This window comes from Acinetobacter sp. YH01009 (assembly GCF_013420765.1).
GTDB classification, from domain to species: Bacteria; Pseudomonadota; Gammaproteobacteria; order Pseudomonadales; family Moraxellaceae; genus Acinetobacter; species Acinetobacter amyesii.
This window is the reverse complement of sequence record NZ_VOYE01000024.1, coordinates 21,035-37,796: the sequence shown is the minus strand read 5'-3', so window position 1 is coordinate 37,796 and position 16,762 is coordinate 21,035. Positions and strand designations below refer to the sequence as shown.

Below are 16,762 nucleotides of genomic sequence, written 5' to 3'. Positions count from 1 at the left end.
TTATAATCAGCGAAGAATTCAAAAAGGCTTGGATTTTAAGACACCAAATCAAATGGCAGAAGACTTTTATCGGTTAGCTGCCTAGAATCTCCCAAGTGAAAGTCTCCTGCTAATTCAGCACACATCATAGTATAAAGAAAAATGGTATCAAAGTAGATGGGAAACAAAACTATCAGTGCAAAGACTGTAAACGTCAGTTTATTGGTGATCATGCACTGAGCTATCTAGGATGTAAGTCAGGTATTACTCGTAAAATATTACAGTTGATGGTCAGAGGCAGCGGTATACGAGATATTGCTGAAGTTGAGCGCATCAGTATCGGTAAAGTTTTACGTACTTTAACTGAATCAACCTATGAAATTCAGCCTCAGCAAAGTCATTATGAATCTCTCGAAGTAGATGAGTTCTGGAATTTTGTTGGAAATAAAAAGAATAAACAATGGCTTATTTTTGTTCAAAAGTCATATTTTACCTCGGAGAAACCGGACATTTTTATTGGTGAGAATATAGACACTTTAAATGGGTTCTAACACTCTCGTTTCGTATAACAGCCATTATGTTAAATGAATGATAATTGACATTTTGTTCATTAATACTGATATGCAACGAATTTTATTATATGTCACCCCTCAATTACAAATATAAATGACTGCTCGTCTAATCATCTCCATTACACAATTAAATGTTAAAATGCATAGCTACTTCATCTAAGATAAAATATATGTATCCAAATCTACAGCACAGCTTCGAAAACAGCGTCATTCTCGTTGTAGAAGATGATTATGATATTGGTGACATTCTTGAAAAATACATAAAAAATGAAAACATGCAGGTCATCCGTGCATTGGATGGACAACAAGCTTTAGAGTGCCTAAAAGCCAACTCTATCGACCTGATTCTCCTTGATATTAAATTACCCAAACTAAATGGCTGGGAAATTCTACAAATCATCCGTCAAACAAGTCATTTACCTGTCATTATGCTGACTGCCTTAGATGATCAAGTGAATAAGATCATGGGGCTAAAAATGGGTGCTGATGACTTTATTATTAAGCCATTTAACCCAAACGAAGTGATTGCACGAATACAAGCCGTACTTAGACGAAGTACAAGCCAAAATATGGAAATAACTAATATTATTCGTTATAGAAATATTGAAATTAATCCAGATCATCATCAAGTTTACATTTCAAATGGTCAAAGAAATCAGTTGCTCAACCTTACGTTAACTGAGTATAAGATACTGTTTTTGATGGCAAAAACACCGAATAAAGTCTTTACACGTAATGAATTGATCCAAAACTGTATGCCTGAAAGTGATGCTTTAGATCGCACTGTAGATAGCCATATCAGCAAATTACGCAAAAAACTTGAAGAAAATGATGTAAATGGCTTATTAATCAATGTCCGTGGCGTGGGGTATCGCTTAGATCAAAATCATGAAATTTAACTTTTTTAAAAATTCTGTTGGAATTAACTTCCAGTTTATTATCATGATGAGCCTATTCAATTTAGGCATTACGCTGTTATCTTTCATGATTGGCTATTTTGTTTATAGCTGGGCGATAAAAATAGGTTTTCTAAATACACAAGTTATTAATTCAAATGAATTTTCAGTTACCTCCGTTGACTTTATCTGGCTGTTTTTAGTGCTATTAACAGGCTTTTTTCTTTCTACTATCCTCGCCTTTAAATATGGAAAACGCTATACACAGCCAATTAGTGATTTAGCAGATGTTATTCAACAAATTCAACAAGGCAATTTAGCACTCAGAATTAAACAGCCACATCATGATATTCCACATGAAATCAAGTCTCTTATTGAGAACTTCAATGAAATGGCAAACCAACTTGAAGTATCAGTTAAGAATTCAACTGTTTGGAATGCTGCAATTGCACATGAATTACGAACACCTGTGACAATATTACAAGGTCGCTTGCAAGGTATTGTCGATGGTATATTTATTGCCGATAAAGCTTTACACCTAAGCTTATTGAACCAAGTCGAAGGCTTATCTTACCTTGTGGAAGATTTACGGACACTGACACTTATTGAAAATAAACAATTACGATTAGAACTAGAAAAGACCAATTTAAAAAATAGTATTGAAAAATGTCTGCAGATGTTTAATGAACGGTTTCATGTTAAAGGTTTAACTATTGTTTTAAATTTGACGGATAAATTGGTTTGCGTTGATATAAGAAGGATGGAACAGGTCTTTATTGCATTGTTCTCTAACTTTCTAAGATATTCGAATGCTGGAAAAATAAATATTACATCTGTAACCACAGCAGAACATTGGGTATTGACGTTTGAAGATGAAGGTCCTGGTATTGATGAATCGCATCTTAAACACCTGTTCAAACCCTTCTATCGACTGGAAGACTCTAGATCATGTCTAGATGGCGGTACTGGATTAGGCTTGGCAGTGATTGATGCAATTATTGAAGCACACCAAGGTCATATTTATTATTCTAAATCCAAAAACTTAGGTGGCAGCTGTTTTACTATTCAACTAAATCGTAAGACATCAACTCATTTATAATGTGTTAAGTTCAGATTAATACGGCTTAATTTAAACCATAAATTTAAGATAAATTGATGTCTGAACTTAACCATTCTGTTTGATGATCCTCAAATAAATTTCATCACAATGAATTCTCATCTCGATATTTAGCTAGCATAAAAAATACCACAATGGAGAGTATCCCGATGATAATCCCTGCTGTTAATAATAAATTAACATGAGCTGAACTGAAGGCAATTTTACCTGCGTTAATCAATGCTGTACCTTGTTCAACGGGTAACTGGCTCGCCACTAAATAGGTATCACCAATCGAAAGTCTGGCTTTTTCTGCTAAAACAGCAGTTAAATCTGACGGCACTTGAAGATGACTGCCAAATATATAGGCCATGAAAACACCAAATAAAGTAATACCTAGTCCTGTACCCAGTTCATAACCTGTACTTTCAAGTGAACCTGCCGCACCGCCCTTTTCTGCAGGTACTGAGCCCATGATCGCAATGGATGAAGCTGTTAAACCAATACTCAGTGTTAATCCAATCGAAGCTAAAATAAAGGGAACGATGATTCCCGGATGATGAAAATCTGAATAACTCAAACTGACCAACGCAATTGCTGCCAATATTAATGACATGGTCGCAACCAGACGGAGTCCAAATTTATTGGATAAAAAACCAGCAATAGGCCCGCCAATAGCGGCCGCAACCATAATCGGAACCATAAAAAGACCGGCTTGCAGCGGTGTTAAACGAATGACATATTGCAGCTCCATTGCCAAAGTTAACTCAACCCCTGCCAAAGCGCCTGCAGCAACCATTGCCATAATAATGCCGGCTAAAATAGCAGGACGTGAAAATAGCGAAAGATCTAGCATCGGCTGAGGAGAATTCAGCTGTTTGCGTACAAATATGGTTAATAAGCCGATAGATAAAACGACCAAAGGCAAGACAATCAACAACGACTGTTTACCGCCTAAGCCTGCTTTTAGTGCATATACAAACGAAATCAAACCGACAATCAGCAATAGCGCTTGACCAAATGCCCAATGTCCAGGGGTTATAGCTTCTTTTCGGGACAATAAGAAATAGCACATTGGTGCGACAACCAGCATGATTGGGACGTTAATCAGGAAAACTGAACCCCACCAGAAATATTCTAACAATCCCCCACCAATGAGCGGTCCAATGGCGGCACCGGCTGATCCGATTGTGCCCCAAATACCCAGCGCAATGGCACGTTCGCGACTGTCTTCGAAGGTTCTGCGAATAATACCCAATACACAGGGCATAATCATGGCACCGCCTAATGCTAATAAAGCACGTGCGGCAATCAGCATAGAAGCCGTTTGGGAAAATGCCGCAAGGACTGAGGCAATTCCAAATATAACCAAGCCAATCAGCAGAATCTTACGATTGCCGACACGATCAGCCAAAGTTCCCATCGGAACTAAAAGTCCAGCCATAAGTAATGGATAAATATCAATAATCCATAAGACTTGGTTACTTGTGGCACTCAGCGATTGGGTTAATGAGGGAACCGCAACATGCAGTACAGTCATATCAATCACAATCGGCAGAAATGCAAGCACGACAGCGAGCAATATCCACCAGCGTTTCGGATCAAGATTGGTAGCTTTCATGATTAAACCTATATTGATGGTTTATTAAATCAATTCTGAAATAAAGATGTAAATGAAAGATTTGTTGTGGGCTAAACTCGTTAACCCACAGCTTTTATTCTCAGTTTTGATGCTTAATGTGCCGCTTTACGTTTCGAGAATTTCTCAACCATGCTCATGACGACAATAAAGAAAATCGGTACAAAAATAACAGCTAGAATTGTTGCGCTGATCATGCCGCCAAAGACGCCTGTACCAATCGCTTTTTGAGTTTCAGAACTAGCGCCACTGGCAATGACTAAAGGAATAACGCCACAGGTAAATGCCAAAGATGTCATTAGGATTGGACGTAAGCGCAATTTAGCGGCTGCAACGGTTGCCTCCACTAAACCCATTCCTTCTTCTCTTAGTGCTTTTGCAAACTCAACAATCAAAATAGCATTCTTTGCAGATAGACCAATAATCGTGATCATGCCGACCTTAAAGAAAATATCATTTGGCATACCACGTAACATTACTGCTAAAAAGGCGCCAATCAACCCTAGAGGGACAACTAGCATCACAGAGAATGGAATTGACCAGCTTTCATAAAGCGCTGCCAAGACAAGGAAAACGACTAACATCGACAACAGTAATAAAAACAAGGTTTGTGATTCCGACTGTTTTTCTTCTAGAGAAATCCCAGTCCACTCATAACCCACACCTTTCGGAAGTTGTTCAATCAAATTTTCCATCTCAGTCATGGCTTGTCCTGAAGATATACCTGCTGCTGGACTGCCAGAAATACTCAATGATGGACGACCGTTGTAACGATTGTATTGTTGTGGGGAATGTTGCCAAATTGGAGTAATTATTTCAGACATTGAAACCAATTTACCGCTTTGACTGTTCACCTTAATCTGAAGAATATCTTCAATACTCATGCGTGATTTGGCATCAAGTTGCACAATGACTTGCTGCATACGGTCATGATTTGGAAAATCATTGATATACATCGAACCCATTGAGGTTGAAATAATATCGGTCACATCACTGAAATTAACACCTAATGCCTGCAATTTATCTCTATCAATTTTAAGCTGTACAGAACTGCCATCTGGCAAACCTTCAGGATAGACCTCCGCCACGATTTTACTTTGTGCTGCTAATGCTAAAAGCTGATCTTGTGCTTCTCTTAAAGCAGGCATGCCAATATTGCCACGATCTAATAATCTCAGTGAAAAACCAGATGAGTTACCCAATTCATCAATTGCTGGTGGTAACACAGACATGGTTTGACCTTCTGAACTTTCAGCCATCGCTATATTGGCATTATTCACGACTTCTTGTGCCGTAATAGTACGCTCTTCGAATGGCAATAGATTGGTAAAATACATCGCTGTATTCTGACCAGATCCACTAAAACCAAAACCTAAGACCGCCATATTGTCTTTAATCCCCGTTTCTTGGTCTAAATAATTTTGAAACTCAGCAACGACTTTACGGGTACGTTCTTGAGTTGCATCCGCAGGAAGTTGAATCGAAGTCATAAACCACCCCTGATCTTCTTCTGGCATAAACGCAGTCGGAACGTGTTTAAAACTAAAAATCAGCACAATGACAATGCCTAAGAAACATAACATTGCGAGGGTTTTATGTTTAATTACTTTAAATAAACTGCGTTCATAGCGATTGTTCAGCTTCTCAAAACTGCGATCAAACGATGCAAAAACACCCTTTTTCTGATGGTCTTGATCAATCGGTTTTAACATCGTTGCACATAACGCAGGGGTTAATGTCAGTGCAAGGAAAGCTGAGAATAAAATTGAAACCGACATGGTAATGGTGAACTGACGATAGATAATCCCCACTGAGCCTGACGCCAATGCCATCGGCAAGAATACAGCGGCTAACACTAAGGTGATGCCAATAATCGGATTGGTAATTTCCTTCATGGCTTTAGATGTGGCTTCAACTGGAGATAAGCCTTCTGTCGCCATAATGCGTTCAACATTCTCAATGACCACAATCGCATCATCGACAATAATCCCGATCGCAAGCACCATACCGAACATGGTCAGCACATTAATCGAAAAACCAGCAAGCAGCATGACTGAGAATGTGCCAAGCAATGCAATCGGTGCAACAATCGCCGGAATTAAGGTGTATCGAACATTGTGTAAAAAGATAAACATGACAATAAAAACTAATGCCATAGCTTCAAGCAATGTCATGATTACTTTTTCAATCGAGATTTTTACAAAAGGTGCAGTGTCGTAAGGTATAGAGAATTTCATACCATCAGGCAGTGCTGAACCTAACTGTTCAATTTTCGCTTTAACACCTTCTGCAGTCTTGACAGCGTTGGCACCAGGACTCATTTGTATCGCCACAGCTGTAGAGGCTTTGCCATTTTCTAAAATCGCAAAGTTATACATCTGTGCCCCGATTTCGACACGAGCGACATCCGACAGTCGAACATTGGCGCCATTTTGTTGAGCACGTAAACTAATTTTCTTGAATTGCTCTACAGTTTCTAATTGACCTTGAGCAGTTAAAGGAATAGTAATTTGTTGCCCCGTCAAAGCAGGAACATCACCAATACGACCTGGTGATATCGGCAAGTTTTGGTTTTGGATGGCTGTATTCACATCTTGAATACTCAATCCATAAGAAACCAAACGATCTGGATCGACCCAAATCCGCATGGCTTTTTCAGCACCAAAATTTTGGACTTTACCAACACCGTCAACCCGCTTTAATTCTTCAATCACATAGCGAGTCATATAGTCACTGACATCAATTTCACTATATTTGCCATTCGGTGAACTTAAGCCCACCATCATTAAAAAACCAGACGACGCAGCATCGACCATCAGCCCTTGTTGTCGCACTGTTTGAGGTAAGCGTGACTCAATGGCTTTAATTTTGTTTTGCACATCAATTTGTGCAAGTTCTACATCTGTACCTGGTTTAAATGTTGCGGTGATTGTTGCTGTTCCAGAACTATCTGAACTTGAACTGTAATAAAGTAAGTTTTTGACACCTGACATTTCCCGCTCAATCAAGGTCACAACACTATCATTCAATGTTTTTGGCGTAGCACCTGGATAGATTGCCGTAATACTAATCTGTGGTGGCGCAACACTTGGGAATCGTGCAATAGGTAACTTGGGGATGCTTAGTACACCCAACAGAATAATAAATAAAGCAATCACCCATGCAAAAATAGGACGCCTAATGAAAAATTGGGACATTATTGCTGTCCTCCATTTTCCTTAATATTTGTAGGTTGCCACTGCTTAATTTTTAATTTTTGCTCAGGCTGTATACGATCAGCCCCTTCAACAATGACTTTCTCACCTGCTTGTAACCCTTGTTTGATCACATAGTTATTTTGATAACGTTGACCAAGCTGAACAGGCTTGCTTTGCGCTAAACCTTTTTGATTAACAATCGTAACATTGGCTTTACCACTAATATCATGTTGAATCGCTTGTTCTGGAACTAGGAGCGCATTTTCAACTTGAGCTCGGCTCATATTGACTCGAACATACATGCCTGGCAAAAGTTTTTGATTTTCATTATTGGCTAAAATACGGATTGTGACATCACCCGTATCAGGATCAACTTTAGTATCCGAAAATAGGATTTCACCTGTAACGTTATAAGGTTTACCCTGACTATTTAGGATTTCAACCGTATGTTTGGTATTTGACACGTCACCTTGCTGTAAAGCTTCCTGTAGTTTTTCATAATCACTAATTGATTGCTTTACATCAACATAGACTTTATTAATCTGTTGTATTACGGCCATTGCATTAGTATCACCTTGACCAACTAATGCACCCTCAGTCACTAAGATTTCACCAATCGTTCCCGAGATAGGGGCTGTAACAGTCGCATATTTAAGATTAAGTTGTTGTCTGCTTAACATGGCTTGCATTTGCGCCACATCGGCTTTTGCTTTTTGATAATCTGCTTCGGTATTGTTGTATTCCTGCTGACTAACCGCATTTACTTTTACTAATTCAGTGTAGCGTTTTAACAGCACCTGCAAACGTGTCACCTCAGCTTGTGCACGGTTTAAAGTGGCTTGATTGCTTTTTACATCTGCCTGAAATATTTCAGAATTCAATTTAAAAAGTGGTTGACCTGCTTGCACATAAGAGCCTTGCTTAAAAAGTACTTTATCAACAATTCCACCTACTTGCGGGCGAATTTCAGCAATACGGTAAGCGACAACACGGCCTGGAAGATTTTCAATTAAATTCATGGAATGCGGTAATACCGTGATGGTACTGACAACCGCTGGTGGCATTTCTGTTGGGGACTGTTCAGCATCTTTGGCTTGTGTACAGCCGATTAAAAGTACAGTTGTAATAAGTATTGAACCTATTAAATGATAATGTGTTGACATGCTTTTTCAGAGGGGGGGTTTTAGATACTACTATTTTGAAATAGCAGTGTTTATGAATTGCTGATGTTGTGTGGAGATTGTGTGGAGATTGTGTGGAGAGATTAAAAGATTTATTTTTTAATGACACGCTTAAACAGCGTGGCTTGTAAATTAGTATAAATAATTTTGTTGTTCTACAATTTTGATCGTATCTTAGTTTTTTCTCATAGTTCATGAACTTTAAAATTCTAAACCAAGACTAATATTTATATAAGCAATTGAAAATACAATACATAGTTTCTTTATACACTTATGAAGTGAACTTTAGGTGAACATAAGTTAAATAGAAATTTTTAATTAGTTCAGCACAAACGTACAATCTTTAAGGCCTATAACTCGATACCGTTCTCTCTTTGATGTTTATTGCTATCTAATTGAGTGAACTCTGTGGAAATATTTCTTTATACATTAAGCGTTATGTATAGCCCAGGCCCTGTAAATTTTATGGGGCTAAATTCTGGCCTTACAGGTCAATTAAAAAAGACTATAGGATTTTACCTAGGCATTGGTTTCGCCATGTTGATCTTATTCGTATTGTTTGGCTATATAGGTGAAGCTGTTATTCCACATGGATTGATTCATTATATTGCTTTAGCGGGTGCAATTTATACATTCTACTTGGCTATAAAAATGATTAGGGCGAATGTAGAAACAACTCAACAGCAAGAAAGCCATCTAACATTCTTAAATGGCTTATTTATTCAGTTATTAAATCCAAAAGCCATTCTCGTCATTCTACCTGTTACGACAATTATGTACCCTGCAGCCAAAATCACAGGAATCATGATCTTGATAGTTTCTTTACTGATTTCACTTGGTGCTGTTGGCGCACCATTCACCTATGCTCTGGTTGGAAAAGTATTAGGCAACAAAATTGCTAATCCTATCTGGTTTAATCGGCTAAATAAGCTGATGGGTATACTCTTGATTTTATCAGGGCTTTTTATGTTCAAAGATTTTCTTAATGGAATAAATCTGCTGTAGGACAAATTAGCCGTTCAAATCGAACGGCTATCTTTTAATATTTATCATTTTCCATTGAGTGGGAGTTAAACCAAATGTTTTTATAAAATGTCTGGTCATATGACTCTGATCAAAAAAGCCTGCATTTAAAGCAGCATTAACAATAGACTCCCCTTGAGCAAGGTAGAACTTAACTGTTTCTAAGCGACGCATGATCATATAACGGTGTGGGCTAGTTCCAAATAATAATCGGAAATCACGAGAAAGGCTCCAGCGGTCACGATCAGCATGTTTCTCTAAATCTGACAAACTTAAGTTTTCATGTGGATACGCCAAAATACACTCACGCGCTCTCTCTGCTGCCTTGTAGTCAAATTTTTTGTTTTGGTTAGATGAAGTATCTGAAATTTCACACAGTGTAGTTGCCAAATCAAATAGAGCATCTTCCTCTTCTAGGGTATCCATATAATTATTTATATTATTTAGAAAGCTATCCATTGCCCTAAACAGGCGAATATCATTACTTAAGCCATGTCTGATAAAAGGCAAAGGTTTACCCTTTAAAATGGTTTGGATCATCGCTGGTTCGATGTAAATCATTCTATAGCGATAGCCATCTAATGTTCCTGATTCACCATCATGCTTTTCATCCGGGTGTAGAACCATAGTCATGCCTGGCAAGCTATGTTGCAATGTACCTTTGTAATGAAAGTTTTGAACTCCGGAAAGAGTCCTGCCAATAGCATAAGTATCATGTCGGTGAGGTTTATAAGCATAATTGGAAAGAAATGCTTCAATTCTTTCTAATTTATGATTTTGAGTGGGGGATCTCACAATCCAATTATTTCCACTGGAGAAATCAGGCATAATTGATGGCCAATTTTTCGTAGATTCTATTGTAGATTATTTTTCACTTTTCCTAAAATTAACATAATACACGTTATACGTAATGCTTGATATTTCTCTTTAAATATCATTATATTAAAGCAAGCCGTTCTGAAATATAGGGCACCAGCAGAGCGGCTTTTTATTGATTATTCATGTTCCACGCTTAAAATTCGAACAGTGTTTCATGATTTTTATAAGTTAAACTAAATTTAGTTGCTAATCCCAATAAGCTATTCACTAACTTGTAAATATCGGTATACCGCCTGACGACTAATCCCAAAAGCTTTCCCTAATGCCATTTTCGATGGATACTTCCCCTCCTTCCATGCTTGTCGTAAAGCTTCAGCTTGGTCAGGCTTTAGTTTATGCACCCGACCTTTGTACTTCCCCTGAGCAGAGGCGAGTTTTATTCCTTCCTTTTGCCGCTCTAAAATGATCTCACGTTCGAACTGTGCAAAAGCACCCATCATTTGAAGCATCAAATTATCCATCGGGGTGGATTCGGCTGTAAAAGTAATATTTTCTTTTACAAACTGGATGGCGATCCCTCGTTTGACCAGTTTATCTACTTCAGTGACCAAATCTTTTAGGCTTCGCGCAAAACGATCCATTGAATGTACAATCACCCTGTCCCCTTCCCGGACATAGTTCAACATTTCCTGAAATTTAGGTCGGTCAGTATTTTTACCTGAAGCACGGTCAACAAAAATCCGGTCGACCTCAATTCCTTCAAGTTGACGTCCAGTGTTTTGCTCGACAGAACTTACCCGGACATACCCTACTTTTTGGCCTTTCACTTTTTCACGCCCCAATTGGATAAAAATGAACAATTTCGTAAATTATAATTCTTTAACACTAAAGTTACATGTTACTTATGATTAAAAATCATTTAAATGATACATAATTTCATGAACTTCCAGATTGTAACTTTAGGGTATACTTTAAAGTTACACAAAACATCTATATGAAGACTAAAGTCCAAATTAGTGTTTATGTTGGTTCAATGTATTACATTTCGTATTTTCTATTTGTAACGTAATTTCAGTAATATTATGATTATGTTTTAGAACTTCTAAGGCCTTTTGATAGAGTTGATCTGTATTGCTATTCGGAGCAACCAAATGAGCAGTTAAATGAATATTTCTTGAGGATATAGCCCAGACTTTCAACTGATGAATCCCTTCAACGCCCTCTAGCTTCAATAAATCATTTCTTAACGACTCAATATCAATCTCATCAGGAACTCCTTCAAGCAGAATATGAATACTTTGTTTTAATAAAATCCAAGTTCGAGGTAAGACCCAGAAGCCAATTAACACAGCGATTACGGTATCAACCCACATCCACTGGGTAAAATAAATAACTATTCCTCCGATAATCACGCCTATCGATCCTAGAGCATCACTAAGAACTTCTAAATATGCACCTTTTATATTTAGACTTCCTTCAGCACTAGCAGAAAGGATTTTCATTGAAATCAAATTTATGACCAAACCAATGACCGCGACAATCATCATTCCAACACTTTGAATTTCAGCAGGATTCGTAAAACGTTGATAAGCTTCATATACAATATATATTGCTACCACAAAAAGCATCACCGCATTAAACAGAGCCGCTAAAATTTCAAATCGCTGATAGCCAAAAGTTCTTTTATCATCTGCGGCTTTTTTACCAATTTTGATAGCGGCAAGAGCAATAGCTAAAGCGGCTACATCAGTAAACATATGAGCTGCATCAGATAACAAAGCCAAACTTTGGGTAATAAAAGCAGCGACAACTTCTACTATTAAAAAAGTAGTCGTTAAACCTAAGGCAACCATTAACTTCTTACTATTTTCTTCAGTAACAACCGCATGGCTATGATCATGATGTTCTGACATAAAATATTTTCCTTATTCTATTTATGATGAGCAGAGATATTGGATAACAGCCAATATCTCTGCTGTAAATCGACTAATCTATTGGATTAAGAAACTTTCTTTTCATTTATCCAACGATAAAGCACGGGTAACAGCACCAAAGTTAGTAATGTTGAAGAGATAATCCCGCCAATCACTACGGTTGCCAGTGGCCGTTGAACCTCAGCCCCTGTTCCGGTTGCCAGCGCCATTGGTACAAAACCCAGTGAAGCCACACAAGCTGTCATCAACACTGGTCTTAAGCGCAAAATAGCCCCTTGCCACACGGCTTTATGCACTGGATATTTGTCCCTTAATTCCTTAATAAAGGTCAGCATTACCAGTCCATTGAGGACTGCAACACCAGATAAGGCAATAAAGCCAATTCCAGCTGACATCGATAATGGAATATCCCTTAGCCAAAGGAACAGCACACCACCGGTCAAGGCAAAGGGTACCCCGGTAAAGACCAATAGACTTTCTTTGACATTGTGAAAGACCGCCATCAGTAAAATAAAGATAGTGATTAAAGCCAGTGGAATCACGATTTGCATCCGTGCTTTGGCTGAAGCCAAATTTTCAAACTGACCGCCATATTCTATCCAATAACCACTTGGCAAAGTGTATGCTTTGAGCTGTGTCTGTACATCAGAAACAAAAGACCCTAAATCACGCCCTTCAACATTCGTTGTAACCACAACTCGGCGTTTACCATTTTCTCGACTGACTTGGTTGATTCCTTCAATGGTCGAGACTTGCGCGACATCCGACAATAAAATACTGCCACCATTTGGAAGCTGAATAGGTAACTGGGAAACAGATGCGACACTACGGTCTTGCTCTCCAAGACGGATAACAAAATCAAAACGACGATCGCCTTCTAAAATCTCTCCCACGCTTTGTCCACCAATACTGGTTGCCACAAGGTCTTGAATTGAACGCACACTCAAACCATATTGTGCAGCCAAAGTTTTATTTACCTCGACATTCAGTAATGGCAAACCTGAGGTCTGCTCAACTTTCACGGCACTGCTACCCGATATTTGCTGAATGATTTTGGAGATTTTAGTCGCCTCAGTATTGAGGACATTCATATCATCACCGAAGATTTTCACACCAACATCACTACGCACACCTGAGATCAATTCATTAAATCGGAGTTCAATCGGTTGTGAAAATTCACTATTATTGCCTGGAATCGTGGCTAAATACGTCACCATACGGCCACGTAATTCATCTAAACTTTCTTTAGGATTTGGCCATTCTGAACGAGGCTTTAACATGATATAGCCATCTGAAATATTGGGTGGCATGACATCTGTTGCAACCTCGGCTGTACCCGTTCTGGCAAATACTGCCTTAATTTCAGGGAAACTCTTTAAAAGAAGTTTTTCAGTATTCTCCTGAATACGTAAAGACTCTTCTAAGCCTGTACTTGGTGAACGTAACTGTTGTACCGCAAAGTCTCCTTCACTGAGCTGTGGTGCAAATTCACTGCCGAGTTTGGTACTGATAAATCCCGTAATCACTAATACACACAGTGCAAAAGTCAGCACAACTGCTTTGTATTGATACGAAATATCAAGAGTTTGCTGATATTTAGCTTTTAGCCATAACATCCAACGACTTTCTTTTTCTTGAATATCGCCTTTGACCCACAATGCCACAGCAGCAGGCACAAAGGTGATCGATAAAATAATGGCTGCAACAAGGGCGAGTACCACTGTCAATGCCATCGGATGGAACATTTTTGCTTCCACACCACTTAAAGCAAAAATCGGCAAATACACCACCAAAATAATAAGCTGACCAAAAATAAGAGGACGACGTGCTTGGCGGGCAGCCAGAAAAACTTCCTTAAAGCGTTCACTTTGTGTGAGAGGTCGTTTTAACAGTTGCTGTGTATGGGCTAAACGCCGGATACAGTTTTCGACAATCACCACAGCACCATCGACAATGATGCCGAAATCGAGTGCACCTAAACTCATCAGATTGGCACTGATATTTTTCTGTGCCATCCCGGTTAAGGTAAACAGCATAGAGAGTGGAATGACACAGGCAGTAATCAAGGCAGCACGGATATTCCCTAAAAACAGGAACAGAATGATGATGACCAGGATTGCTCCCTCTACCAAGTTTTTCTGAACGGTTTTAATCGCCTTCTCAACCAAGGTAGTACGGTCGTACACCGTTTCAATCACTACCCCTTTAGGCAAACTATTCTGAATATCTTGAAGCTTGGCATCCACAGCTTTAGAAACAGTCCGGCTATTTCCCCCCATCGCCATCATGGCAATCCCTAAAACGGTTTCTTTGCCGTTATAGGTTGCCCCACCGGTTCTTAAATCATGCCCAATAGAGACTTGCGCAATATCACCAACCCGAATTGGGCTGCCATTTGGGCTACCCAGCATGGTGTTCTCAATATCAGAAAGCCCATTGAATGTACCCGGTACACGTACCGTCAGTTGCTGACCATTGTCTTCAATATAACCTGCACCTCGGTTCTCATTATTTTGCGCTAAAGCCTGTTGCAGTTGTTCTAATGAGATATTCAGTTGCTGCATCCGGTTTAAATCGGGAGAGACCACATAGGTTTTTTCAAAACCACCAATACTGTTGACCTCTGCAACTCCCTTAACACGTTGCAGTTGAGGACGCACAATCCAGTCCTGAATCTCACGTAAATCCATCGGCGTGTATGCAGTTCCATCCGGCTTTTTCGCATTCGGATCTGCCTTCAGTACCCATTGATAAATCTCACCGAGACCCGTAGAAACGGGGGACATCGTCGGTGCGATTTGTGCAGGCAACTCAGATTGCGCCTCCTGTATCCGTTGGTTAATCTGCTGACGGGCCCAATAAATATCAGTCCCATCTTTAAAGACAATGGTGACTTGAGAGAGTCCATAACGGGATATGGAACGGGTAAGCTCCAGATCCGGAATGCCAGCCATGGCATTTTCAATGGGATAGGTAATCCGCTGTTCGACTTCAAGCGCAGTAAAACCCTTGGCTTGAGTATTAATCTGGACTTGGGTATTGGTAATATCGGGTACAGCATCAATCGGGAGTTTCTGATAGCTATACACCCCGACCGCAATCCAGGTACAGACAAAGAGCAACACCCAAATCGCATTTTGTATGGAAAACTGAATGATTCGTTCGAATAAACCTTCTGGTTTTGGCAGATCAGAATTAATGTTCATGGCCTGCCTCGTCTTTTTCTAATTCAGATTTCAACAAGAAACTGCCTTGAGCGATATACTTCTGCCCTTCAGTCAGCCCAGAAATCACTTCAAGCCATTGTCCATCACTTGAAGCCTGCCCCAATTGCACTTTCTGTGCTTTTAAGTGGACTTGACCTTTTTGTTCTGAATCTACGATGAAAATACTGTCTTCACCTTCAATACTTTGCAGCGCAGACTTTTGAATCCGAAGGGCTGATTTTGCTGTAGCTTCCGGAATCAACACTCTCACTAACACATTAGAACGCAACTCAGTAGCTTGCGCATCGAGTTTTGCGCGCACCACCAGACGCCCTGTTTGTACATCTGCCTGAGAGGTTAAGCTTTGTACAGTAGCTTTATAGATTTGATCTGAATCATTCACTTTAAAGTCAATTTTTTGCCCGGCTTGCAGTTGACCTGAGAATTGATTCGGCAAATTAAACTCAAGCCATAAATCTTTCAGCTGTTCAATGACAAAGAGCTGATTAGCCAGTTGCACATTTTCACCGACCACAATATCTTTTTGACTGATCACCCCAGAGATCGGTGCTTTAATCAGAAAACGCCCATTGTTATTGCCACTTGCACCTAATGCATTTAAACGTGCTTGTGAGGACTGGACAGTAATCTGCGCTTGACGGTAGGCATTTTCGGCACGCTGGTAATCCTGTTTGGCAGAAATCCCCTGTGACCAGAGTTGCTGTTCGCGCTGGTAATCTTTACGGGCCAAATCCAGATTCACCTGTGCCATACGCAGATTTGCCTGTTGGTCGATCAGTTCAGGCACGATTAGTACAGCCAGCGTTTGTCCTTTTTGCACGCTCTGTCCTAAAGCCACATTGACCTGCTCGACATGACCACTAAAATTAGGCGATATATGCGCTTGTTGATCGGTATTCACCACCAATTTACCTGGCAGGGTTGTCAGCTTTTCAACCAATCCTGTGGATGCAACAGCAACTTTTAAACCTTGTTCAACCATTTGTTGGCTGGTCAGTTGTATTTCGCCTTCTTCAGCATGTCCTTCTTCAGAACTATCTTCATCAGAATGTTCGGCATTTCCCTCATCATGACCATGCCCCTCAGATTCAGTTTTTTTTGAACTTAACCAAATAACCAGACTGACCAAGACCGTAATCAGAATCAAAATTGCAATCATGAGAGACTGGGATATTTTTCCGTTTTGCTTGGCGTTCATT

The 16,762-nt window shown here is 39.5% G+C and carries 11 protein-coding genes and 1 pseudogene; 4 read left to right on the top strand and 8 right to left on the bottom strand.

Going from position 1 to position 16,762, the window contains the following annotated elements; translation table 11 throughout:
• Window positions 1-131: 131 nt before the first annotated feature.
• From FTT76_RS16550 to adeS, 3 genes and pseudogenes are all read left to right on the top strand, one after another.
• Window positions 132-452 (top strand): annotated as a pseudogene (locus tag FTT76_RS16550) (IS1-like element ISAba3 family transposase); the annotation flags it as partial.
• Between the two features lie 269 nt (window positions 453-721).
• Entirely contained in the window at window positions 722-1,450 is a 729-nt protein-coding gene (gene adeR / locus FTT76_RS16545; RefSeq protein ID WP_032073130.1) for an efflux system response regulator transcription factor AdeR, read from the top strand.
• A complete protein-coding gene (adeS, locus tag FTT76_RS16540) occupies window positions 1,440-2,546 on the top strand; it encodes a two-component sensor histidine kinase AdeS (protein ID WP_032073131.1) in 1,107 nt (368 codons plus the stop codon). The genes adeR and adeS overlap by 11 nt, the downstream gene beginning before the upstream one ends.
• Before the next feature lie 103 nt (window positions 2,547-2,649).
• On the opposite strand, the gene FTT76_RS16535 is transcribed toward adeS, so the two are convergent.
• The 3 genes from FTT76_RS16535 to FTT76_RS16525 form a co-directional block, all read right to left on the bottom strand.
• Window positions 2,650-4,164, bottom strand: a complete 1,515-nt coding sequence (locus FTT76_RS16535) for an MFS transporter (protein WP_032073148.1) — start codon at window positions 4,162-4,164, stop codon at window positions 2,650-2,652.
• A gap of 113 nt (window positions 4,165-4,277) precedes the next feature.
• The gene (locus FTT76_RS16530; protein WP_270915313.1) at window positions 4,278-7,382 is read right to left on the bottom strand and encodes a multidrug efflux RND transporter permease subunit; all 3,105 of its coding nucleotides are present in this window, start codon (window positions 7,380-7,382) and stop codon (window positions 4,278-4,280) included.
• The gene (locus FTT76_RS16525) at window positions 7,379-8,542 is read right to left on the bottom strand and encodes an efflux RND transporter periplasmic adaptor subunit (RefSeq protein ID WP_032073150.1); all 1,164 of its coding nucleotides are present in this window, start codon (window positions 8,540-8,542) and stop codon (window positions 7,379-7,381) included. The genes FTT76_RS16530 and FTT76_RS16525 overlap by 4 nt, the downstream gene beginning before the upstream one ends.
• A 426-nt stretch (window positions 8,543-8,968) precedes the next feature.
• Here FTT76_RS16525 and FTT76_RS16520 point away from each other — a divergent pair, with 426 nt between their 5' ends.
• Entirely contained in the window at window positions 8,969-9,565 is a 597-nt protein-coding gene (locus FTT76_RS16520) for a LysE family translocator (RefSeq protein ID WP_074163998.1), read from the top strand.
• Window positions 9,566-9,592: 27 nt separating this feature from the next.
• On the opposite strand, the gene FTT76_RS16515 is transcribed toward FTT76_RS16520, so the two are convergent.
• From FTT76_RS16515 to FTT76_RS16495, 5 genes are all read right to left on the bottom strand, one after another.
• The gene (locus tag FTT76_RS16515; RefSeq protein WP_032073151.1) at window positions 9,593-10,411 is read right to left on the bottom strand and encodes an AraC family transcriptional regulator; all 819 of its coding nucleotides are present in this window, start codon (window positions 10,409-10,411) and stop codon (window positions 9,593-9,595) included.
• Window positions 10,412-10,662: 251 nt separating this feature from the next.
• Window positions 10,663-11,229, bottom strand: a complete 567-nt coding sequence (locus FTT76_RS16510; protein WP_000678311.1) for a recombinase family protein — start codon at window positions 11,227-11,229, stop codon at window positions 10,663-10,665.
• 186 nt (window positions 11,230-11,415) lie between these two features.
• Window positions 11,416-12,315 carry a cation diffusion facilitator family transporter gene (locus FTT76_RS16505; protein ID WP_005028603.1) on the bottom strand — a complete coding sequence of 300 codons (900 nt, stop codon included), beginning with the start codon at window positions 12,313-12,315 and terminating at the stop codon, window positions 11,416-11,418.
• Between the two features lie 86 nt (window positions 12,316-12,401).
• Window positions 12,402-15,542 carry an efflux RND transporter permease subunit gene (locus FTT76_RS16500; protein WP_179994455.1) on the bottom strand — a complete coding sequence of 1,047 codons (3,141 nt, stop codon included), beginning with the start codon at window positions 15,540-15,542 and terminating at the stop codon, window positions 12,402-12,404.
• The gene (locus FTT76_RS16495; protein WP_016658777.1) at window positions 15,532-16,761 is read right to left on the bottom strand and encodes an efflux RND transporter periplasmic adaptor subunit; all 1,230 of its coding nucleotides are present in this window, start codon (window positions 16,759-16,761) and stop codon (window positions 15,532-15,534) included. The genes FTT76_RS16500 and FTT76_RS16495 overlap by 11 nt, the downstream gene beginning before the upstream one ends.
• Between the last annotated feature and the right edge of the window lies 1 nt (window position 16,762).